This window comes from Cerasicoccus sp. TK19100 (assembly GCF_027257155.1).
Lineage (GTDB): Bacteria > Verrucomicrobiota > Verrucomicrobiia > Opitutales > Cerasicoccaceae > Cerasicoccus > Cerasicoccus fimbriatus.
On sequence record NZ_JAPWDU010000001.1, the window covers coordinates 93925 to 114969 of the forward strand.

Consider the following 21045-nt stretch of genomic DNA (forward strand, 5'->3'; position numbering starts at 1 on the left):
GACCGGGGTGCGGCGCGAGACGCGCCTGCGCTACCTACTTTAAATAAATGAAGCCCAGACGTGCCCTCGCTACCTGATTAGATGAAGGAAGCCGAGACGTGCTTACGCTAGCTTGAACACGCGCAGGCGGTAGGGCTTCTCCAGGCAGATGTCGAGACCTGCGATGACCGCGAGGGCTTCCTCGATGTCGGCTTCGCTACAAACGTGGGTGGTGAAGATCAGGCGCGCGCTGGCGGAGCCGGTTTCTTCCTCCTGAATCATCGTGGCGACGGAGATGCTGTGGTCGGCAAAGACTTGGGCGATGCGGGCCAGGACGCCGGGCTCGTCCTTGACGCGCAGGCGGATGTAATACGGGCAGGTGAGTGACTCCGGGCCGGCGAGTTGGACTTCGTCCGACAGCGCCTTGTAGGTCTCTTCGTCTTCCTCGGAAATGACGGGCGGCGGCGCACCGAGCAGGGCGGCGACGGCGTCGGCGATGTCGCTGATGACGGCGCTCGCGGTGGCGTCCTGGCCGGCACCACGGCCGACGAGGATTGTTTCGCCGACGACATCACCGGTGAGGCTGATGCCGTTGAAGACCTCGTCTACCTGCGCGATGATTTCCTGCTTGGCGATGAGCGCCGGGTGCAGGCGTACGGAGACGGCGTTTTTCTGAAAGTCGCGGCGGATGACGGCGAGCAGCTTGATCTTGTAGCCGAGGGACTTGGCGTAGGCGATGTCGCCCGTGGTGATTTCACGGATGCCTTCGACGACCATGTCGTCCAGCTTCACCCACTTGCCGTGGGCGAGGTAGGCGAGGATCACGGCTTTGTGCGCGGCGTCGTAGCCATCGAGGTCGAGGCTTTCATCGGCCTCCACGTAGCCCAGAGCGCGCGCTTGATCGAGCACGTTTTCGTAGCTGATGCCCTCGCGCTCCATGCGGGTGAGCATGTAGTTGGTGGTGCCATTAAGGATGCCGTAGATAAGCGGGAAACGGTTGGCCACGAGGCCTTCGCGCAGCGTCTTGATGATCGGAATTCCCCCGGCGACGCTGGCCTCGAAAAAGTAATGCGTGTTGTTGTCGCGCGCGGCGTTAAAGAGCTCCTCGCCATGCTCGCAAATGAGGGCTTTGTTGGCGGTGACGACGGTCTTGCCGTTTTTAAAGGCGAGCAGGGTTAGCTCCTTGGCGAGAGTGGTTCCGCCGATGAGTTCGCACACGATGTCGATCGTGGGGTCGTTGACGATGGCGTGGTTGTCATCGGTCAGTTGGCCGGGGCCGGGCTGGACGGCGCGCGGCTTGGTGATGTCGCGCGCGGATGCGCTAGCGAGCTCGATCTTGGCTCCGAGGCGGAATTCCAGGGCGGAGAGGTCGGCTTGCAGGTGTTTCCAGACTCCCTGGCCGACGGTGCCGAACCCAAGGATGCCAATGCGAATGGTGCGCTTGCTTTTCACGCCGATAGGGAAGCGCCGCACCTATGCCTTTGGCAACGCTAAATCGCGGCAGTCGCACAATGAGCTTAATTGCCGATGTCTCTCTTTAGCACGGCTACAGATCGTAAGTTATGTCAGTTCTTTCATTGGCTCAATGGGGCATCTTGTTCGAAAAGAACATGCGATGTTCAATGGGTGTGACATGTCATTGGCTCGCGAAGTTTTGCGAAGCATCGCAAAGCCAGATGCGTGGCAATAATCGTGCATCTTCGCTAAATTTGGCGGTTTAAGCTTCGGCTCGCATGTTTTCCGGGAAACCATTTTTCAAGTAGTGGCCAGCCATTGATAAGCACTTCCCGAAAATCGCTAAAAGATTATTTAATAAGCGCTTGCGGTTAAATGTTGCTTGTTGGGGTAAATCGGATAGGGTAGTCCAACTACATTTAGCCCTGCTAATTAAACTCCAACTGCTATTCTAACTATGAGTGACGGTACGAATGAAGGCGAGCTTGTGGATCGCCTGATTGAAGAACTGCAAGCTGCTCAACGTGATCGACGCAACGCGCGCAATATTATGACCGCGCTGGTACTGATCGTTGTGGTGGTTTTTATTTTCCTGGGTATTCAGGAAGTAAATAAATTCCAGGAAGAAGAACTCGACGACTTCGCGGTCGCCTTGAGTGAAGAAGCCGGCCAGATGGCACCGGGAATCGCCAAGGACATCGGAGACGCCTTTAACCGCCTTGCGCCGGTTTATGAACAGGCCTTTGTCGATGTCTTCGAAGAAAACGAAGAGCGCTACTACGAGGTTTTGTCCGATGAGTACATCGGCCTGCAGCAGCACGCTCAAGCCGCCTGGCCTAAGATCGAGGAAGGCTTGGCCGAGCTAGTCATTGCACAGGAGGAAACCGCCTCCAAGGAGCTTTCTAAATACATTCCCCGCGAGAAACTCGCCAACCTCAGCGTCCACTACAATCAGGCGCTGGAGAACTACCTTGCCAACTACATGGAGGGCAAGTTTGCCGTGAACCTGGAAGTCAGCCAGGACATCATCAACAAGCTGAGCCAGATCGCGGAAGAGGAAGAAAGCCTCAAGCCGAACGATGTGAAATACACGCTTGGTCTCATGCTGGAGCTGCTCGGCCTGGAAATCCAGGAAGCCGCTGAAATCGAAGCTGAATCCTAAACCACGGGGAAGTTGAAAATGAGCAACGAAAAGAAGCTAATCGATTTTATGCGGGAAGAAATTGCCCGCACACGCAAAGGCGTTGGCCAAACCTACATCTTTGGCATCGTCGCCGCCGTGCTGGTCTCCGGCTACATGGCGTTTATCCTGACCATGGTTAAGCAGGCCACGGACGGCCAGTTCCTCGCGATCGCGGTGCGCCAGCAGGTAGAAGCCGCCGTGCCGGAAATGATCCGCAGTGGTGAGATGGCCCTGGCTGACAACGCCAAGATCTCCGCCAACAAACTCAGCAACCGCTTCATGGAGCTGGTGCCGGAGTTGGCCACCACGGGCAAGGAGAAGATCGACATGGCCTACGAGGATCACATCCCGTATCTCAGCGAAGAATTCTCCGACATGGTTAAGGCCTACATCGAGTCCAACAAAGAAGAGCTTAAGGAGTTCGCCGCGCAACACGACAGCGAGGAGTTCGCCGAGGAGTTCACGAACCAGATGATGGCGGAGTTCGCCACGCAGATCGATAACCGCATGCGCGAAGCAACCGGTGGCGAAGGACTGACTTACTTCAACGAAAACCTGCTACAGTCCCTGGTCGCCATGGACACCACGCTGGAAGAATTAATGAGCAAGCCCGAGGACCAGCTTAACCAGCGTGAGCGCCTGCAACGCCGGATCCTCGCGCGCATGGTATTACATGTCACCGCGCACATGCCGCAATCTTAAGCTCGGCTTGAATTAACTTTGCAATGCAAAGCCTCCGGTTCGCCGGGGGCTTTTTATGTGCTCGGTGGGTGGATGTTTTAACAGGAAGATCGGGAAGAACGGGAAGCCTGGAGAAAGTTGTTTTGAACAGAAGGTAACAAAGGTAGCAAAGTGATTTAAGTAGCTGGCTTTGTTCTCTTTGTTACCTTCTGTTCAATTTCAAATTTCAGCTTCCCGTTCTTCCTGTTAAAACAGTCCGTTTCGTGGTCAGCCTATAGCACTTTGCTAAAGCGCTCATTGCGGCGGAGTATGGCAAACATCGAACTGGAAACGAAGATGAGCCCCGCTGCCAGCCAGCCGACTGCGGGTGGCGAGAAGGCCGTCAACACTAGGTAGCCAATGAATGGCGCGCAGATGCCACGGGCACCGGTGAACATCGTGTGCACGCTCATGTAGGCCGAAACTTTTTCCATCGGCGCAATCTTGGTTACCCACAAATTCCAGCCAATGCGGCCGCCACCCATGCCTAAGCCGAGCAGGATCGAGCCGAGGTAAACGACGCTGAGCGATGGCCCGTTGAAGTAGAGAATCATCCCGAAGAAGAAGCAGGTGTTCACGCAGAGGCGCCAGAAGATGAAGTTCATCTGGTCGAAGAGGGCCCCCCATATCTTGGCGCTGACAAGGCTCGCTATTTGCGGGATAATCATCGACGCCAGCAGCACCTGTTCGTTGGTGGCATTGATCCCGTATTCAGGATTGGCGAGGATCTCGACGCGGATGGGAATTGTCATCAGGTTGCCAAAGCCCATCAGCATCCAGCTGGCCAGTAGCCAGCCAAAAAGCTTGTCACTCCAGGCGAGCTTAATGCTGCGCAGGGGGTTGCCGGTCTCGGCTTGTTCTAACGGATCAGACGGGATTTGCCTCACCAGCAAGGCGTTGACGATACACGATACGCCGAGGAAAACCAGGATCGCCGGAAACCAATTGAACTGCCAGTCAAGCAGCCGGGCACCGAGAAAGGAAAACGCCGCGCTGCTGCCCGAGCCGATCAGCAGCACCGTGGAGACGCGCTGTCCGCGCTCTTGCGGCGTGTAGTTGCGCGAGTAGGTGCTGATCATCATCGGGGCCTGCTGCGAGAAAATCACGTAGGCACCCACGAAGCATAGCGTAAATCCGATCAGCCCACCGGCCACGGATGACAGCATTAGTAGGCCGCCGCAGACGAACAGGTAAAACGCGACGATGCGGGTGGCGCGGGCACCGGTTTTGCCCGCCACAGCGATGAAGAACGTTGTTAGCAGCAGCCCGAGAAACGGCGCGGCATTGAGCAGGCTCTTAATGATGTCCGCGGTGCCGCCCTCATCGGCGCCATAGCCGCGAATCGCGATCAGCGTGGCAATGGCCGCCGTCGACTCGCACACTCCGTGAAACGGGGCGCGGCAAATGTCATAGCGATAGGTCTTCGCGGCATTGTCGTTATCTTGGCTCAACCGGACAACGATGCCCGCAAAGCCAACGCAGACAAATCATTAAATCAGTTTTGTGGTAGCGACGCAGGGGACGCCATCAAAAATCGACTATCCAAAATCCGCCTTGCGAGACATTTTCCGCGAGCTCGGCAGGGATCCAACGTTCGGCGTAGTGCGGACCCCAGGAGTCGCTGACTGCAATCTCGTCGGTCTCCGGATTGTAGCCGATGATCATGCAAATGTGGCCCGTCTCGATGTCGGGCTGGAGTTCTTCCTGGCTGCGCAATTTGTCCTTAAGCACCTTTTCCCAGGCGTCGATGCTCGGGTAGCCAGCACGTTCCTGCGTGATGGCATTGGCGATGTCGTTAAACTCGCGCGTGGAATAAAGTGTCCAAAGTATTGGCTGCCCGGCATCGATGTATTTGGCGACGCTGCGGGATTTGAGCTTGAACTTTTTGCTCTCCATTTCCCGCCCGGCGCTCTTCAGGTAGCCCTCGGTGCCTTCGATCAGTTGGTTTACGTTGGTGCCGCCGCCTACACCGGTCTGGCCTGCCATCGCGAGCAGATACATGTCTGCGCGCACGCCCATGTAGCGCAGCACGCGCTCCAGCGTGGCGGGCACGCAGTAGCCCTTGGGCCCCTGGTTGACCATCGGGATGTTGGTAATGATGACGTCGCGGTTGGCGCGGGTTTCCACGTTAGCCTTGGCGCGGTCGCGCAGGGTCGTGCTCGCAATGCGTTCCGGGCGACCGCGGTTGGCAGCAAGCTCCGGCCGCATGACGCGCACGGTGACGTATTCGCCGTCCTGCACTGCGAGGGTAAAGGTGTGGCCGCGCCATTCCCAAATTTGCAGGCGCTCCTTCATGTTGCGCCCGGTGGCGGTGGTTAGTTGCTCGGACTCGCCCAATTGCCCAAGGCGGTCACTAATCGTTTCGCCATCCTGCTTGATCGCATCTTCGACGATTTTTGTCGCAGCCTTGATGTCGAAAACATCGCTGCCTACCGAGTCGCCCTTGTTCGCGAAAATGATGGAAATCGTGTCCACCTTGCCGTCTTCCACATGCAGCACCGAAGTGTAGGGACGGGCCCCGAGTAGGCGGTCATCGGGCTGGTGGTAAATGCGATAGCTGGCCTGGGTGGCGGTCTTGGATTCCTGCGGCCAGCCAAGGCGCTGAGCGACATCGTCCGGGGCGTCGTCCCAGAGGTTGCCATCAGCAAACAGCTCGGCACCAAATAATTGGTTCAGCCGGTCAATGTCGTCCGCAGATACCGGGGCGGATTTTGCTTCCAGCCAGGATTGGACGTATGCCTGATCTCCCGCCGATAAACGATCAAGCGGCAAGTCAAACACCTGGCCATCGTCGCGGCGAATCTTGACCGTTTCTCCGCCATCGTAGGCGACGATTTCGGCTTCCAGCGTGCGCCCATGCGAATCCGTAAACGTGCGCGCATCGGACGCGAGCGCGGTGATGGCAAGGAGCAGGGTAGTGGCGAGGGAGCGCATTTAATTGGTGGACGTGAGCACCTCGACCCATGGCTGGATCAGCCCCTGGTAATCGGGGCCCGGGACGATTACTTCGTCACCCGGCGCGGGGTTACCCTGAGCTATCCAGAAGCCGGCGGCGCGGCCATCCTGCTCACCGGCGGGTAGGAGCACGCCCGTGGTTTGGAGTTCGTAGTTGCGCGTGACCATTGGCATATTGGCGCGGATGTAGCGCGTCTGCAGCCAGCAAACGGCGATCTCGCGGTCGGTGTCGACGGAGACCAGTTTGCCAATTGCGATATTCGGCGTGGGGGAAATGCTGGCCTCTTGCTCCCATTCTTCGGGGTTAAACTTTTCGACTACGATCTTGCTGGGCGGCTTCGTGGTGTTCGTGCTGCTGCGCTTGCCACGGCCTTTGCTGGAGTAGAAATTGCGCGAACGGTCGCCGCTTTGCTTTTGCAAATACTGTTGGAACTCGGGATTGTTTTTCAGGGCTTCCATCTCGGCCTGAGTCAGCGGCTTGCTGAGGTCGATGATCATCTCGTCCTCTTCGAGCTCTTCCTCTTGCGGTTCGCTGCTGCCAAATAGGAAATCCAATAAGCCACCACCGGAGTCTGCCTCTTCCGTTTCCTCGGCCGCTTCGGTCTCAGCTTCGGTGGGCTCGGCTTCCTCTTGCGCGGCGAGTAATCCCGAAAAATCAGGCCCCATCGAGGCGGGGTGCTGGTTGCTTGGCGCGGGTTGCACGGGCGCGGCATTTTTCACCTGGATGCGAAACATCGGTGCCGTGGTTTCGCCCTGATTGGTGCTGATTTTTTTGAGGCCCATGGGGATGAGCTCGATTTCGGCGGGTAAATTACTCACTTCTTGCATCGTCTCGGGGTCGACAATGACGCCGTCAACAATCGTCACGACCGCGGGCCAATTTCCCTGTGGGGCCACGGGCTTGGCGGGCTGGGCCTTGGGCGTCATCGGGACTTCGTGTCCATTAACACCCTCCACGCTGTAGGTGCGCCCATCGGTGGTCTCGACGACCTGGCCATTGATCATCGTCTTGTAGCCCTTGGTCAGATAACCGGGACCGATGGGAATGACTTCCTCGGGGCGGGGCTCGTCATTCGCCTGCGCAAAAACAACCGCAGACAGCATGGCGCTGCCAGCGAACCAGGTGGCGCATTTGAGAAATCGGGGAAACATGAATTGCCAAAGTTAAGGGATTGCCGCGCGCCAATCAAGCTATGCCTTGCCGCGTTCTTTCATCGCGCTGTAGACGACGGGCACGACAAATACCGTGATCAGCGCCACCAGCATGCCGCCCACGGTGGGAATCGCCATGGGGATCATGACGTCTGACCCGCGCCCGGAAGAGGTGAGCACCGGCAGCAGCGCCAGGATCGTGGTGGCGCTCGTCATGCAGGCCGGGCCGATGCGCCGGTTGGCGGCTTCGATCACCGCCTCGCGCACGCTGGCTTTGTCGCCGGGTTCGTCTTTAAAACGCTCCTGCAGGTAGGTCCCCATGAGCACGCCGTCGTCGGTCGCGATACCAAATAACGCCAGAAAGCCGACCCACACCGCGACGCTCAGGCTGATTGGATGCACTTGGAAAATATCCCGCAAATGCCAGCCAAGCAGGTTTACATCGAGGAACCACGGCTGGTTATAGAGCCAGATTAAAATGAAGCCACCAGACCATGCCACGAATACTCCGCTGAACACGAGAAAGCTCATCGCAACGCGCTTAAACTGCAGATAGATTAGTAGGAAAATCAGCAGCAAGGCTAAGGGCAGTACCAGCCGCATGCGCTCCATTGCGCGGACCTGGTTTTCATAGGTGCCGGTAAATTTATAATACGCGCCATGGGGAAGCTGAAACGCGCCCTCGTCCTGACGCTGGCGGATGATGGCCTGTGCGTTTTGGGCGACGTCGACCTCGCTGCGGCCGGACTCGCGGTCGAAGATCACGTAGGCAGTGAGGAACGAATCCTCACTCTTGATCGACTGTGGGCCGCGCACGTATTCGATAGTCGCGACCTGGCGCAGGGGGATCTCCGCGCCGTTGGAAGTGGGGATTAAAATGCCCTCCAGGCTCTCGACGTCGCCACGCAATTCGCGCGGGTAACGCACGCGCACAGGGTAGCGTTCGCGGCCTTCAACAGTAGTCGTAATGGTGGAGCCGCCAATGGCCACCTCGATCGTGTCGTTGAGGTCCTTCACACTCAGTCCGTAGCGCGAGAGCTCCTCGCGGTTGGGCGTGATTTCGAGGTAAGGCTTGCCCACGACGCGATCGGCAAAAACCGTTTCGGCGCGAATGCCGGGCACCGTTTTTAACTGCTCCTCCAGCGTGAGCGCAGCGGTTTCCAGGTCATCAAGATTCGCCGCAAACACCTTAACGCCCATTGGCGCGCGCATGCCCGTTTGGAGCATCACGAGCCGCGTTTCAATGGGCTGCAACTTGGGTGCTGAGGTGACGCCCGGCATTTGCGTGACGCTGGCAATTTCGTCCCAAATGTCTTCGGGGCTTTTGATTTCATCGCGCCATTGCCTTACCAGTTCGCCGTCTGCGTTGCGCGTGTATTCGGACTTGTAGTTGATGATGGTCTCGACCATCGAGACCGGTGCCGGGTCGAGCGGGCTGTCCACGCGCCCGATTTTGCCAACCACGCTTTCCACTTCCGGAATGGCGCTGATCGCGCGATTTTGCAGTGAGAGAATTTCCGATGCTTCGCCAATGGACGCATGCGGCATTGTGGTCGGCATGAACAGGAAGGAGCCTTCGTCGAGCGCCGGCATGAATTCCTTTTGCAAGCCGGGGAAGACGCCGCGCAATGCGCCAGGAGCACCGAGCCAGCAAAAGCCGCCCATGACGATGACACCGAAAACACCGACTAGAAACGGCGCTTTAAATCGCAGCAAGAACCGGAGAATCGGTACATAAAAGAAAACCAGTGCGCGGAAGAAAAGCAGCACACCGCCAACGACGATGACGACGAACAATGCATTGCCAATGGCGTGCGTTGGCCCGAGTGGTTTCCACGCTGCGGATAACAAAAGCGCGACCAGCAAGGCAATGGCACCATTGAGGAAAAGGACGGGCCAGGGCAGGGTGCGTGAAAAGAACGAGCGCGCTTTCGGCTGCTCTTGGCGTTGCTTGGTGGCGCGCAGCAGGATGAGCGCGAGCACGGGCACCAGCGTCAGGCTGACGAGCACCGAGGCAATCAGCGCGTAGGTTTTGGTAAAGGCGAGCGGGCGAAATAATTTCCCTTCGGCACCCGTCATAAAGAATACGGGCAGGAAACCAATGACGGTCGTGAGAACCGCAGTCAGCACCGCGCCGCCCACTTCGCCACTGGCCTGCCAGACAACTTGCAGACGCGGCTCATCAGGGGCAGCCTGATCGAGCTTTTCCTGGATGTTGCCGCATAGGACGATGCCCATATCGACCACGGTGCCGATCGCGATGGCAATGCCGGCCAGCGCCACGATGTTTGCATCGATACCCGTTGCCTTCATGGCAATAAACGTGATCAGCACCGCGAGTGGCAACACCGACGAGATAATCATCGCGCTGCGCAAGCGCCAAACGAGCAGGATGATCACAAGCACCGTCACCAAGACCTCCAGGCTGAGCGCGTCCTCCAGCGTCGCGAGCGTTTCCAGGATTAACCCGGTGCGATCATAAAAAGGCACAATGGTTACCTGGCTGACAGTGCCGTCGGCGAGTGTCTTACTTGGAAGGCTGCGCGAAATCCCGTCGACTTTTTCATGCACGGCTTTGATCACAGCCAGCGGGTTTTCGCCATAGCGCGCGGTGACGACGCCACCGACTGCCTCGACGCCATCTTTGTCCAGCACGCCGCGGCGTAGTGCTGGGCCGCGCTCGATTTCCGCCACTTGGTCCAAGGTGATTGGTGCGCCCTGATAGGCTTTGACGACGGTTTTGCGCAAGTCATCGAGCGACTGGATCCAACCCAAGCCGCGAATAACGTACTCGATCTTGTTGACCTCGATGGTACGGGCACCGACTTCGTCATTGGACTCGCGCACGGCGTTGTAAATATCATCCAGCGTGATGCCATAGGCGCGCATGGCGTCGGGATCGACGTCGATCTGGTATTCATTCACGTAGCCGCCGATGGACGCCACCTCGGCCACACCGTTGGCACTTTGCAATGCAAAGCGAACGACCCAGTCCTGGATACTACGTAGCTCTTGCGGATCCCATCCGCCGGTGGGCTTGCCGTTGGCATCGCGCCCTTCCAGCGTGTACCAATAAACTTGGCCAAGACCCGTGGCATCGGGGCCGAGGGTTGGTTGCACGTCGTCGGGCAGGGTGCCGGGCGAGAGGCTGTTGAGCTTTTCCAGGATGCGACTGCGCGCCCAGTAGAAATCCACCTGATCATCGAAGATGATGAAGATTGTTGAAAAACCGAACATGCTCGTGCTGCGGATCGCTTTGACGTCAGGCAGGCCGAGCAGGGCAGTGGTCAGCGGGTAGGTGATCTGGTCTTCGATATCCTGCGGCGAGCGACCCGCCCATTCGGTGAAGACTATTTGCTGGTTTTCGCCAATATCCGGGATGGCGTCGACGCCGACCGGAGCACGGGTAACCCCGGGGATCTGCCAGTCAAACGGAGCCATGAGAATGCCACCGGCCGCGAGCATCAGCGCGATCAAGCCGACGACCAGACGGTTGTGGAGGCACCAGTGGATGAGCGCGTTTATCATCGGGCGGTCAGGCTATTCGTAGTCATCCCAGCGTGAGGCATCCGGGTTCCACTTGGCGAGGATCTCGCCGCATTCCAGCATGTCAGGCCCAAAATAGGGGTTGGTCACCTCGGGTGTGGTTTGAAGCCAACGCGCGCCGTGGTCACCGTGCACCATCGGACAGTGCATGAGATAAAGCGGTTCATCGCCGGGCCATTTAAAGATTTGCACGAGCGCAATGAGGGACTCGGAGGTGGCTTCGAAAGCATTGATGCGATCCTTCTCCGGATCTTGCGCGATCGTCTGCGCACCGCTTAAACCGTCGGCCTGATCCTGCATGAAAATCGGCATCGCCTCATCAGATAGCCCCATCATTGGGATGTCCTTAATGTTGTTGGCCAAGGTGGCGGCTTGTTCTTTCGCGGCGGAGAAATCATTTTTGTCAAAGCTACTTTCCAGTGCAAAGTAACTTTGCAATGCAGAGCTAAGGGCGTCGCTTAATTTTTGATCCACGTCGAACTGCAAGGGAATCGTCTTGTGTAGTGAATAGATATCGATGGGTTCAGCGGCGTCGCTGGCTGGCGCGGCCTGCCTATGTGTGCCATGGTTGTGGCCAGCCATTGGCATAGGATCGCCGGAAGGATTCATCATGCTCGGCTTGGCTTTGATTTGCAGTTCGCTGTCGAGGCGGAACGCGCCGTTGGTCACGACTTCTTCGCCTTCGGTCAGCCCCTCGCGAACGACGAAATAATCGCCGGCGCGCGGGCCGAGCTCGATCTCGCGTCCGATGAAATTCGATGGTCCGTCCTTGATGTAAACCACCGCGCGTTTGCCGGTGCGCAGGACTGCGGAGGCTGGGACAATAAGGGGCGGTTCGCCTTCGTTGTAGGCGGCGTAGCCGAGCTGTTCGGCGGGTTCCAGCGCCATGCCGCAAATGGGGCAGTCGCCGGGTTCGTCAGACACGATTTCTGGGTGCATCGGCCCGATCCATTTACCAGCAAATTGAGGGGCGACGACTTTACCGCCATCACCGAGGTAGGCCTTGACCTGGCCGCGCACGAACATGCCGGGGCGAAGCTTGCCATCCGGGTTGTCCATGTTGACGCGCACTTTGATGGTGCGTGTTTCGGGGTCGAGAATGGGTTGGATGAACGCGATGGTTCCCTGAAAGTGTTCGCCGGGAAAAGCTTTGGCTTGGATATCAACCTGTTGGCCGTAGCGGAGCCAAGGGAGGTCGGTCTCGTAGGCGTTGAAGTGAACCCATAGTTTGGTCAGGTCGGTAACTTCGAAGAGGCGGGCACCGGTGTTGACGTAATCGCCTTCGCGGACGTCGAGCTGGGTGACGATGCCACCGGTGGGGGAGTCGATACGCACGCGGTAAACGGGCTTGCGCGTGCTGTCGATGAGCTCGATCTGATCTTCCGGAATATCCCATAGGCGCAGTCGCTCCTTGATGCCCTCGGCCGATGATGCGTTGGTGTCGTAACGCAGCGCGCCGATGAGTTCGCTCTGGGCCTCGACGAGCTCGTCGCTGTATATTTCGGCAAGATGCTCGCCCGCGCGCACACGAGTGCCGACGAAGTTCACGAACAGGCGCTCAATGCGGCCGGGGAATCGCGCCGTAACGGTGGCGACACGGGTGTCGTCTGCCGCGATGACTCCGAAGAGGTGCACATCGCGGGTGACCGATTCGCGCTTGATGGTTGCGGTTTGGATGTCTGCCAATGCCTGGGCGGCATCCGAAAGCTCGAGCTCGCGAGGATTCGCTGCAGCACCAGATTTTAGAGGAATCAGATCCATGCCGCAGATGGGGCAATCACCAGGATCAGATTGCTGGATCTGCGGATGCATCGAGCAGGTCCAAATGGTATCATTGGCCTGCGCTGAAGTCTCAGCACCTTGTGAGTCAGTCTTGGAGCAACCGACAAAGACGCCTGCCAGGCAGACGCAGGCAATGGACAGGTAGATGGAGATGACGCGTTTCATTTGGAGAATGGACACTCGACATTGAAAACGCTCTCTAGTGCCCGCGCAAACTCTTACACTAGGCGTCGAGCTTTTCCGTCAGGCCATCAAGCGCACTTGAGAAATTCGACAGGTCATCGCAGAGAGCGTCGATGCGGCGCTTCAGTTCTGCATCGGCTATGCTGGGACCTTCGAAGTGGCGGCCCGTGGCATAGACAAAACGGGGGACGATCACCGCGCGGAAATCGAGCATGAGGCTGTTGGCTAGAGCCATGATGGACATGTAGCTGCCGTCACCGCCAGCGGCGCACAGAAAGCCGACTACTTTACCCGTCCAGTGGCGGCCGGTGAGCTCCAGCATGTTTTTAAGGGCGGCGTTTACGTCGTAATTGTAAATTGGCGTAGCGACTAGAATGCCTTTGGCAGCCTTGATCTTCTCCGCAATTGCCGAGACGTTCTCGTGGCCATAGGCGGCACCGCCATCGCAAAGGGGCAGTTCGGTTTCCGCCAAGTCAATCCACTCTGCGCCTTCGAGTTTTGCCTGGGCTGCCTGAGCCATGATACGGCTGCGGCTACCGGGATTGAGACTGCACGAAATAATCAACAACGGAGATTTGCTCTTACTCATAGCGATGAGGGTGTTTCGCTTTCGTCACGCTGTCAATCGCCATGCCCGCAGCAAATGGGCAAATAAAAAACCCCGACCGAAGTCGGGGTTTTTGGAAAGAGTTAGCTGAAGCTATCTGCTCTTAGGAACCTACTGGCTCGCTCTGAGAAGGATCGGTGCCGGCTTCCTCGGTGATGATGGTCGTGTCTGGCTGAGATACGATCGTCGAGTCAGTGGAAACGGTGATGTCCGAGGTAGGAACCTGGGCTTGTGTAGCGATGAACTGCCGAGCTGCCGCAAGGACTTCTGGGGAGAGCGGCTCAGTGCTGCTGGTGCTGTTCACAACAACGTGGGTTTCGCCTTCAGCAACGGTGATGGTTTCACCGGAGGGGAGAATCACGTCAACGGCACCGTTCACATTGGATGCGCTAAATTCGCCAGTGGCAGGATCGTAGTTTACAACCCAGACGGTGCCGCGGATACCAGCGGAAGCAACCGGAGTCTTCACCACGAAGTTGGAGCCTGCGTCGATGTTGAGCTTACGAACTTCACCGATGATCTCACCATAGGCGAGGTTGGTCTGGGTGTTGGACATGCTCGGGTCCTTTTCCAAGCGGAGGAAGGAACCGAGAGCCGGATCGTAAGATTCTTGCTGGAAAGTGTTTACGTCGAAGCTGCTATTGGGCGTGATGTTGATAGATGCGCCGTTGGAGAAGAGGAGCAGGGTGGTGGAGTTGTCACCAGTGACGATGGTGTTGCCTTCGGAGAATTCCTGACCACGCTTGAGGGGCGATACGGCTCCAGTTGCATTGTTGACGATCTTAACGTCACCCTTCACGAGAAAGGCTTTAATGACACCGACTTTTTCTTGTGCGGTGGCGACGTTTGCGAGGCACAGCATCGAAGCTGCAAGAGTGATAAGCTTAAGGATTTTCATGGTCAGTGCGTTAGAAAAATTGGGTAATTATGGATCGAAGGTTAGCAGTGTGCGTGTGGTTATTCAAGGAAAATCAGCGGATGGAATCCCAAGTTACAATACGCAGTTCCTCGATATATGGTTTGCTTTCTTATGCTTAGGATTGTCATTATAAAACCTGTGGTCAACTACTGATTCTAATTTGGCCTGAGTTTTTAGCAAAATGTAACCTAAATGGAAGTATTGGGGATTGATATCGGAGGCTCGGGAATGAAAGCGGCGTTGGTCGACACGACCAGTGGCGAGTGGTTGACCGAGAGATTCCGCATCGATACTCCCCATCCGGCCAAACTGCCGGCCATGCTGGACGCCTTGGCCGAAGTGTCGGAGCACTTCAAATGGCAAGGGCCGGTCGGCTGCGGCTTCCCCGGCGTGATCCGCGAACAGACGATCCTAACTGCGGCGAATTTACATAAGTCCTTAATCGGCATCAAATTAGGCGAAGAAATCAGTAAGCTCTTCGGGCAATCTGCGTGGTTGATTAACGATGCTGATGCGGCCGGTTTGGCGGAGGTCCGTTTTGGTTTGGCCAAGGAACGACCGGGGGTCGCGCTGTTTCTCACCATTGGCACGGGGATCGGCACTGCCTTGTTTACCGATGGCAAGCTGGTGCCCAATTCCGAGTTGGGGCACATGCTAATGAAGATCGGCAAAGACAAATACTGTGAAGCCGAGCACTATGCGGCGGATTCTGCCCGCCAGCGGGATGACCTTAAGTGGTCGCAATGGGCCGAGCGCTTTGATGAATTTCTCCACGACATTTACGCGCTGATGCAGCCGGATGAGATCATCATTGGCGGCGGTGTGGCGAAGAAGGGGCACAAGTTCATGGATGAAATTGATCCGCCGTGCCCGCTCCTGCTTGCGACATTACAAAACCGCGCCGGAATCATCGGCGCGGCTTTGGCTGCGGCTGAGCATCATAGCTAAGCCGTTGTCATAAAAAGACTACTGGACGTCAGCGGGGATGACGAGAACTGCGGCTTCGCCTTCTTTCTTATCGTCTTTATCCTTCTTTTGGCATGCGCACGCGCTGGCGATGCTGGCGCTGAATCCGAGAATTGCGAGAACGGTAATGAGTTTCTTCATAGGACTTTAGATTACTAGGTTATCGGTTATAATCAAGAGCGGTTGTGCGATTTATTTATCACATCTATCTCCCTCTCTTCTACTAAACATCGGGTAGGGCAAAAAGTTCCAAGGAGTCAGTTTAGCCTTCGCTGATTAAATCCAGGCAATCTTCCAAAGGGTAGGACCAGATTTCGCTCAGCGTCGGGTGATACCAGTGGACCTTGAGCAGTTGCTCCAGCGTAGCGCCCAGGCTGACGCCGACTGCCGTTGAGTGGATCAGCTCCGAGGCATCTTTGCTCACGCATTCAGCGGCGAGCAGCTTTCCCGTGGATTTCTCTGCCCAAGTCTTCACGTAGCCGTATTTGGCCTCCATTAGGATGGATTTGCCGTGGTCGTCGAAGGGGTAATCAGCGGTAACAAACTCAATGCCGCGCTTCTCCATCTCGGTCTCGCTCAGGCCGACGTGGCCAATCTGTGGGTCGGTAAAGACCACGCCCAGCAGCGTGTCGTAGTTGACGGGTTCAACGGTCTGGCCAAAGGCGTGCTTGGCGGCGACTTCCCCCTGCATGATCGCGATGTGGACGATTTCGTGGGGGCCGGCGACGTCACCCGCGGCGTAGATGTGCGGGTTGGTCGTCTGCTGGTTTTCATTGGTCACGAGGTGGCCGCTCTTACGGGTTTCCAGACCGGCGGCTTCGATATCGAGGCTGGCGGTGTTGGGCTTGCGGCCGAGGGCGTTGAACAAATACTTGGCTTCGCGGACAACCGTTTCACCCTCGTGCTCAAAGGTCACGCGGACGCCGTCTGCGGTCTTTTCGATCTGTTTGAGTGCGGTGTCGGTAATCAGCTCTATGCCTTCATCGCGGAAGGCTTGCTCGACGACTTTGGCCGCCTCGACAGAGACTTCCTTTAAAATGTGCGGGCTGCGCTGGATCTGGGTGATCTTGCTGCCGGCCCGGTGAAGGAATTGCGCCAGCTCGCAGGCTACAATGCCTCCGCCCAGCACGATGACGGATTCCGGTAGGAAATCCAGATCGAGCACGTCGTCACTGGTCCAGACGGGTACCTCATCAAGCCCGGGCACCGGCGGGAAATTAACCGTAGAGCCCGTTGCAACCAGGATTTTGTCCGCCGTCAGCACCGTGCCGTCATCCAGGGTGACTTCGCGTTCGCCGGTGAACTTCGCCTTGTTACGGTAGAGGGTGAAGCGGTCGCTCGCGAGCTGTTCCTGTCGGTAATCAGCGAATTCGGCAATGGTGCGCAGCTTGCGCTCGTGCAGGGCGGCCATGTCAACCTTGGCACTGGGGATATCGAGCCCGAATTGCTTTCCGTGCTGCGCCAGATGGAGAACTTCCGCGGAGTAGATCAGCGTCTTGGAGGGCATGCAGCCGCGCAGGATGCAAAGGCCGCCGAGCGTTTCCGCGCCATCAACGATGGCAACGCTTTCGGTGTGTTCACGGGCTGTGCGCGCCGCAGCGTAGCCGCCGCTGCCGCCGCCGATCACGAGAAAATCGTAGTGGGTGCTCATGGTGTGTTACGTTCGTAGAGGATCGTATCCAGTTGGGTGATTCCAACTTTAGCCACAGTCGGTGTGCTTTGTAAAACCTGACATGAATTTATATTCATGATCGCCTTATCGCGGCAACTAAGTGGCTCGCATTTGCGTGTCAGCCTGCCTGATTCAGCATTGGCGCAGCGCGCCAATCTCTGGGTGCAACGGCACGTTGCTTCAGCCGGGGGGCCATTGGAGGCTGCGGCCAGCGAGGACGTGGATGTGCAGGTGGGGGACGGCTTCGCCGCCGTCGGGGCCATTGTTGATGACCAGGCGGAAGCCGTTTTCACCGCCGAATTGGTTGCCCATCTTGCGGGCGACGATCATCAGGTGGCCGAGCAGGGCGGCATCGTTGTCGGTGGACTCGCCAATGCGGACAATCAGCTTTTTCGGAATGACGAGCAGGTGCGTCGGTGCCTGGGGGGCGATGTCGCGGAAGCAGAGGCAGTCGTCGTCCTCGTATTCGATGGTGGCCGGGATTTCCCGATCGATGATTTTCTGGAAGATGGTTTTTTCGGGCATGGCAGGCTAATTTAGCGAATGACTAAACAAACACCAGCCGCAACCGCGTTTTGGCGGAGGTGTATTTGGCGGCAAGTTGTTCCAGGTAGTCCTGACTGTGGTTGTAGGTTTGCTGGCGTTTGCTGGTGAAGTAGCGCCCAGGGGGGCAGATGCTGCGGCGCAGCCCAGTGATGAGGATAACCGCCTCGCGGCAGCCGCCGACTTTGCGCAAGGCCTGCATCATGGCAGGGCGCAGGAAAAGCGGGTCGTCATCGGCCCCGGTGAGGTCGCAGTGAGCCACGCCGGTATGGCGACTGCCCTGCAGGTGCAGGCGCAAGAGCTGTTCAACGACTTGATTGAGCTCAGTGTAATCGCGTTCGCCGGTCTGCCGGGCAAAGGTGACGGCGGACTCGATTTGCTCAGCCAGTTGCGGATCGCTGTCCGTCGCCAAATGAATCAGCCGGTTCAGCGCCTGCAGGTTGACTGCAGGCAGGGAGCCTTCTGTGGTGGGTTCAGACATACGTGATTATTTCCCGCTGGGGCGCTGAGGCGCTGAGAGCGCTTCTTCCAGATTATTTACGCAGCGCGTAATGCCGTTTTTCAGCAGGGATTCATTAAAATTGAGCAGATAGCCTAATTTGTATCCAGTTAATTTTAGGTATGTCTGGGTTTGTTTTTTATGTATCGGCGAAACTCTTTCTACAGATTTCAACTCAATTAGCACTTTTTGATTAACGATTATATCTGCACGAAACCCTTCATCAAAGATTACGTTCTTGTAGCGGATTTTTACGGGCACTTGTCGCTCGACCTGAAGCCCACGTTCTTCGAGTTCTCTGGCCAGGAGCAATTCATATACACTTTCCAGCAAGCCGGGACCGAGTTCCCGATGAATTGCAATTGCGACTTCAATGATGATTGTGCCGATTTGGTTCTAGTTCATGGAAATCCTTTGCGGCTCTGCGCCCCTGTGGGAAATTTTTTCGGACTAACGCATCACCTTGAGGTCGCTGATCTCGGCGGCGAGCTCTTCGATGTCGCGGAAGTCTTTATAGACGCTGGCGAAGCGGACGTAGGCGATCTGGTCGATCTCCTTCAGGCGGTTCATGATCAGCTCGCCAATGGCTTTGCTGGGGATTTCGCTGCCGAATTCGCGCTCCAGCTCGTCGATCATTTCGACGATCATCATTTCGATTTGCTCGGCTTCGATGGGGCGTTTTTCGGCGGCGCGGCGGATACCGGCCAGCATCTTCATGCGGTCAAACTCCTCGCGGGCACCGTTGCGTTTGACGACCACCAGGCCCTCGCGGAGAATTTCTTCGATCGTGGTAAAGCGGTAGCCGCAGCCCAGGCATTGGCGGCGGCGGCGAATGGACAGGTTGTTCTTGCCCAATCGGGTGTCCAACACCTTGGTGTCGGCGTGCGTGCATTTGGGACACTGCATGATCTAAACCTTGAGCAATCGGGGAATCGGCGGCCTGCTCAATTGGCCGACAGTTTGAGGAAATTATCCAGCAGCTTCATGCCGTGGGCAGTGGCGTAGGACTCCGGGTGGAATTGCACACCGTAAACCGGCAGCTCCTTGTGGCGCATGCCCATGATCTCGTTGGCGCTCTCGGCATAGTCGGGGTCGTCCACCCAGGCGGTGACTTCGAGGCAGCCGGGCAGGGTGGCTTTGTCGACCAGCAGGGAGTGATAGCGGGTTGCGGGGAAGTCCTGCGGTAGTCCGTTAAAGACGTCGCTGTCGGTGTGCTTCACGGGGGAGGTTTTGCCGTGCATCAGGCGCTTGGCGCGGACGACGTCTCCGCCGAAATATTGGCCGATGCACTGGTGGCCAAGGCACACGCCCAGCAGCGGAACTTTGCCCGCGAAGGCCTCGATCATCGCCATGCTGACCCCAGCTTCGTTGGGTGAACAGGGCCCCGGCGACAGCAATACGCGCTCCGGCTTGAGGGCCAGGGCTTCCTCCGGCGTGATCTCGTTATTGCGGAACACGCGCTGCTCCACCCCGAGCTGTCCGAAGTATTGGACGAGGTTGTAGGTGAAGGAGTCGAAATTATCGATGACCAGAAGCATAATGACAATCCGCCACATTGCGTAATAGCCCACAAATAGTCAATATCTGACTTTCCCCACTAAATGTAGGGTTTTTTGCGGTTATATCCTGAAGGAGCACGACGCTTTTGCGGGTGCTTTCAATCTCGACAGCAGGGCAATCTGCCTTCTGCTTGATCTGCGATGACCAACTCCTTCCAGCTTCTACAAGGCGAGGCCAATGGGCCGCGGCGCGGGCGCGTGTTGACGCGTCATGGTGAGATCGAGACACCCATCTTTATGCCCGTGGGCACGCAGGCGACTGTCAAGGCGCTGACCCCCGCGCAGGTGGAGGAAGTCGGTGCGCAGATCATTCTGGGAAACACGTATCATCTCAATTTACGCCCGGGTTCTGAGCTCGTTGCGCAAATGGGTGGGCTGCATAAGTTTATGGCTTGGAATAAGCCAATTCTTACCGATAGCGGTGGTTTTCAGGTTTTTAGTTTGGCGAAACTGCGCAAGATAACCGACAAGGGGATCGCGTTTCAGAGCCACATTGACGGGCGGAAGTTTTTCCTCGGGCCGCGTGAGTGCTTCGACATTCAGCGCAATCTGGGCACCGACATCGCCATGGTGCTCGACGAATGTCCGCCGTTCCCCTGCGATGAAAAAGACTGTGCCGCCGCGGTGGACCGCACGATCCGTTGGGCGCGCGAATTTAAGGAAATTGCGGCTGGTGAGGGGTGGCTCGACGCCGGGCACCACGCCTTTGGTATCGTGCAGGGCTCGATCTACGACGACCAACGCAAAGCCTGCGCACAGGCCCTGGTGGACATCGGTTTCCCTGGCTATGCGGTTGGTGGCGTGAGCGTCGGCGAGCCGGAGCCCGAGATGTTGCGCCAGGTCGCGGCAAGTATCCCTGAGCTGCCCGTGGACAAGCCCCGCTACGTGATGGGCGTGGGCACGCCGCCGCAGTTGCTCAAAATGATCGGCCTTGGCGCGGACATGTTTGACTGTGTGATGCCGACTCGTCTTGCCCGGCACGCCAATGTGTTTACTCCCCACGGAACGATCAATTTGCGCAATGAGCGTTTTAAACACGACGAATCTCCCATCGTCGAAGGGCTCGATAACTACACCTGCCGGACGTTTTCCCGCGCTTACTTGAGACACCTGATTATGGCCAATGAGTTATTGGCGCACACTTTGCTCTCATTACACAATGTGCATTTCTTTCTCGACTTAATGCGCCAAGCGCGAGAGCACATAGCCATTGGTGACTTCACGCCATGGAGTCAGCAATGGATCGAAAGTTATCATTCTCGAGACTAAAGGAATGAAGGGTTCTACCTGTATTTGCATTTTGCATTAAGGGGTGGACTTTAATT

General features: G+C 57.2%; 19 protein-coding genes. 4 read left to right on the forward strand and 15 right to left on the reverse strand.

Annotated features, from left to right (window positions below; genetic code table 11):
* Window positions 1-102: 102 nt before the first annotated feature.
* Window positions 103-1431: a homoserine dehydrogenase gene (locus tag O3S85_RS00370; protein ID WP_269536977.1), complete on the reverse strand. Its 1329-nt coding sequence runs from the start codon at window positions 1429-1431 to the stop codon at window positions 103-105.
* Window positions 1432-1891: 460 nt separating this feature from the next.
* On the opposite strand from O3S85_RS00370, the gene O3S85_RS00375 reads away from it, so the two are divergent.
* Entirely contained in the window at window positions 1892-2596 is a 705-nt protein-coding gene (locus O3S85_RS00375; protein WP_269536978.1) for a hypothetical protein, read from the forward strand.
* 18 nt (window positions 2597-2614) lie between these two features.
* Window positions 2615-3319: a hypothetical protein gene (locus tag O3S85_RS00380; protein WP_269536979.1), complete on the forward strand. Its 705-nt coding sequence runs from the start codon at window positions 2615-2617 to the stop codon at window positions 3317-3319.
* 251 nt (window positions 3320-3570) lie between these two features.
* Here O3S85_RS00380 and O3S85_RS00385 read toward each other — a convergent pair whose 3' ends face one another.
* From O3S85_RS00385 to O3S85_RS00415, 7 genes are all read right to left on the reverse strand, one after another.
* Window positions 3571-4788 (reverse strand): MFS transporter, encoded by a 1218-nt coding sequence (locus tag O3S85_RS00385; protein WP_269536980.1) that lies wholly within the window; start codon window positions 4786-4788, stop codon window positions 3571-3573.
* A gap of 76 nt (window positions 4789-4864) precedes the next feature.
* The gene (locus O3S85_RS00390; protein ID WP_269536981.1) at window positions 4865-6271 is read right to left on the reverse strand and encodes a C39 family peptidase; all 1407 of its coding nucleotides are present in this window, start codon (window positions 6269-6271) and stop codon (window positions 4865-4867) included.
* Window positions 6272-7444, reverse strand: a complete 1173-nt coding sequence (locus O3S85_RS00395) for a hypothetical protein (RefSeq protein ID WP_269536982.1) — start codon at window positions 7442-7444, stop codon at window positions 6272-6274.
* Between the two features lie 39 nt (window positions 7445-7483).
* Window positions 7484-10972 carry an efflux RND transporter permease subunit gene (locus O3S85_RS00400; protein ID WP_269536983.1) on the reverse strand — a complete coding sequence of 1163 codons (3489 nt, stop codon included), beginning with the start codon at window positions 10970-10972 and terminating at the stop codon, window positions 7484-7486.
* 12 nt (window positions 10973-10984) lie between these two features.
* Entirely contained in the window at window positions 10985-12937 is a 1953-nt protein-coding gene (locus tag O3S85_RS00405) for a heavy metal-binding domain-containing protein (RefSeq protein WP_269536984.1), read from the reverse strand.
* A gap of 58 nt (window positions 12938-12995) precedes the next feature.
* Entirely contained in the window at window positions 12996-13544 is a 549-nt protein-coding gene (locus tag O3S85_RS00410) for an NADPH-dependent FMN reductase (protein ID WP_269536985.1), read from the reverse strand.
* 121 nt (window positions 13545-13665) lie between these two features.
* Window positions 13666-14460, reverse strand: coding sequence for a FecR family protein (locus tag O3S85_RS00415; protein ID WP_269536986.1), 795 nt, complete (start codon window positions 14458-14460; stop codon window positions 13666-13668).
* Window positions 14461-14673: 213 nt separating this feature from the next.
* Here O3S85_RS00415 and ppgK point away from each other — a divergent pair, with 213 nt between their 5' ends.
* Window positions 14674-15429 carry a polyphosphate--glucose phosphotransferase gene (gene ppgK, locus O3S85_RS00420; RefSeq protein WP_269536987.1) on the forward strand — a complete coding sequence of 252 codons (756 nt, stop codon included), beginning with the start codon at window positions 14674-14676 and terminating at the stop codon, window positions 15427-15429.
* Between the two features lie 18 nt (window positions 15430-15447).
* Here ppgK and O3S85_RS00425 read toward each other — a convergent pair whose 3' ends face one another.
* From O3S85_RS00425 to O3S85_RS00455, 7 genes are all read right to left on the reverse strand, one after another.
* Complete coding sequence (locus O3S85_RS00425; protein ID WP_269536988.1) at window positions 15448-15588, reverse strand: hypothetical protein; 141 nt, start codon at window positions 15586-15588, stop codon at window positions 15448-15450.
* Window positions 15589-15709: 121 nt separating this feature from the next.
* Entirely contained in the window at window positions 15710-17098 is a 1389-nt protein-coding gene (locus O3S85_RS00430) for a dihydrolipoyl dehydrogenase family protein (RefSeq protein ID WP_269536989.1), read from the reverse strand.
* A 201-nt stretch (window positions 17099-17299) separates the two neighbouring features.
* Window positions 17300-17644 carry a histidine triad nucleotide-binding protein gene (locus O3S85_RS00435; protein WP_269536990.1) on the reverse strand — a complete coding sequence of 115 codons (345 nt, stop codon included), beginning with the start codon at window positions 17642-17644 and terminating at the stop codon, window positions 17300-17302.
* A gap of 22 nt (window positions 17645-17666) precedes the next feature.
* Window positions 17667-18143: a hypothetical protein gene (locus O3S85_RS00440; RefSeq protein ID WP_269536991.1), complete on the reverse strand. Its 477-nt coding sequence runs from the start codon at window positions 18141-18143 to the stop codon at window positions 17667-17669.
* A gap of 6 nt (window positions 18144-18149) precedes the next feature.
* A complete protein-coding gene (locus O3S85_RS00445; protein ID WP_332107530.1) occupies window positions 18150-18551 on the reverse strand; it encodes a GxxExxY protein in 402 nt (133 codons plus the stop codon).
* Between the two features lie 60 nt (window positions 18552-18611).
* Window positions 18612-19067, reverse strand: a complete 456-nt coding sequence (gene nrdR, locus O3S85_RS00450) for a transcriptional regulator NrdR (protein WP_269536992.1) — start codon at window positions 19065-19067, stop codon at window positions 18612-18614.
* 38 nt (window positions 19068-19105) lie between these two features.
* Entirely contained in the window at window positions 19106-19699 is a 594-nt protein-coding gene (locus tag O3S85_RS00455) for an anthranilate synthase component II (protein WP_269536994.1), read from the reverse strand.
* A gap of 162 nt (window positions 19700-19861) precedes the next feature.
* Between O3S85_RS00455 and tgt the strand changes: the two genes are divergently transcribed.
* Entirely contained in the window at window positions 19862-20989 is a 1128-nt protein-coding gene (tgt, locus tag O3S85_RS00460; protein ID WP_269536996.1) for a tRNA guanosine(34) transglycosylase Tgt, read from the forward strand.
* Window positions 20990-21045: the final 56 nt, after the last annotated feature.

Bases quoted from the DNA above. Each gene is read 5' to 3' on its own strand.
- O3S85_RS00375 (WP_269536978.1), top strand. From the start codon at position 1,892: ATGAGTGACGGTACGAATGAAGGCGAGCTTGTGGATCGCCTGATTGAA.
- O3S85_RS00380 (WP_269536979.1), top strand. From the start codon at position 2,615: ATGAGCAACGAAAAGAAGCTAATCGATTTTATGCGGGAAGAAATTGCC.
- O3S85_RS00390 (WP_269536981.1), bottom strand. From the start codon at position 6,271: ATGCGCTCCCTCGCCACTACCCTGCTCCTTGCCATCACCGCGCTCGCG.
- O3S85_RS00395 (WP_269536982.1), bottom strand. From the start codon at position 7,444: ATGTTTCCCCGATTTCTCAAATGCGCCACCTGGTTCGCTGGCAGCGCC.
- O3S85_RS00400 (WP_269536983.1), bottom strand. From the start codon at position 10,972: ATGATAAACGCGCTCATCCACTGGTGCCTCCACAACCGTCTGGTCGTC.
- O3S85_RS00405 (WP_269536984.1), bottom strand. From the start codon at position 12,937: ATGAAACGCGTCATCTCCATCTACCTGTCCATTGCCTGCGTCTGCCTG.
- O3S85_RS00410 (WP_269536985.1), bottom strand. From the start codon at position 13,544: ATGAGTAAGAGCAAATCTCCGTTGTTGATTATTTCGTGCAGTCTCAAT.
- O3S85_RS00415 (WP_269536986.1), bottom strand. From the start codon at position 14,460: ATGAAAATCCTTAAGCTTATCACTCTTGCAGCTTCGATGCTGTGCCTC.
- ppgK (WP_269536987.1), top strand. From the start codon at position 14,674: ATGGAAGTATTGGGGATTGATATCGGAGGCTCGGGAATGAAAGCGGCG.
- O3S85_RS00425 (WP_269536988.1), bottom strand. From the start codon at position 15,588: ATGAAGAAACTCATTACCGTTCTCGCAATTCTCGGATTCAGCGCCAGC.
- O3S85_RS00430 (WP_269536989.1), bottom strand. From the start codon at position 17,098: ATGAGCACCCACTACGATTTTCTCGTGATCGGCGGCGGCAGCGGCGGC.
- O3S85_RS00435 (WP_269536990.1), bottom strand. From the start codon at position 17,644: ATGCCCGAAAAAACCATCTTCCAGAAAATCATCGATCGGGAAATCCCG.
- O3S85_RS00440 (WP_269536991.1), bottom strand. From the start codon at position 18,143: ATGTCTGAACCCACCACAGAAGGCTCCCTGCCTGCAGTCAACCTGCAG.
- nrdR (WP_269536992.1), bottom strand. From the start codon at position 19,067: ATGCAGTGTCCCAAATGCACGCACGCCGACACCAAGGTGTTGGACACC.
- O3S85_RS00455 (WP_269536994.1), bottom strand. From the start codon at position 19,699: ATGCTTCTGGTCATCGATAATTTCGACTCCTTCACCTACAACCTCGTC.
- tgt (WP_269536996.1), top strand. From the start codon at position 19,862: ATGACCAACTCCTTCCAGCTTCTACAAGGCGAGGCCAATGGGCCGCGG.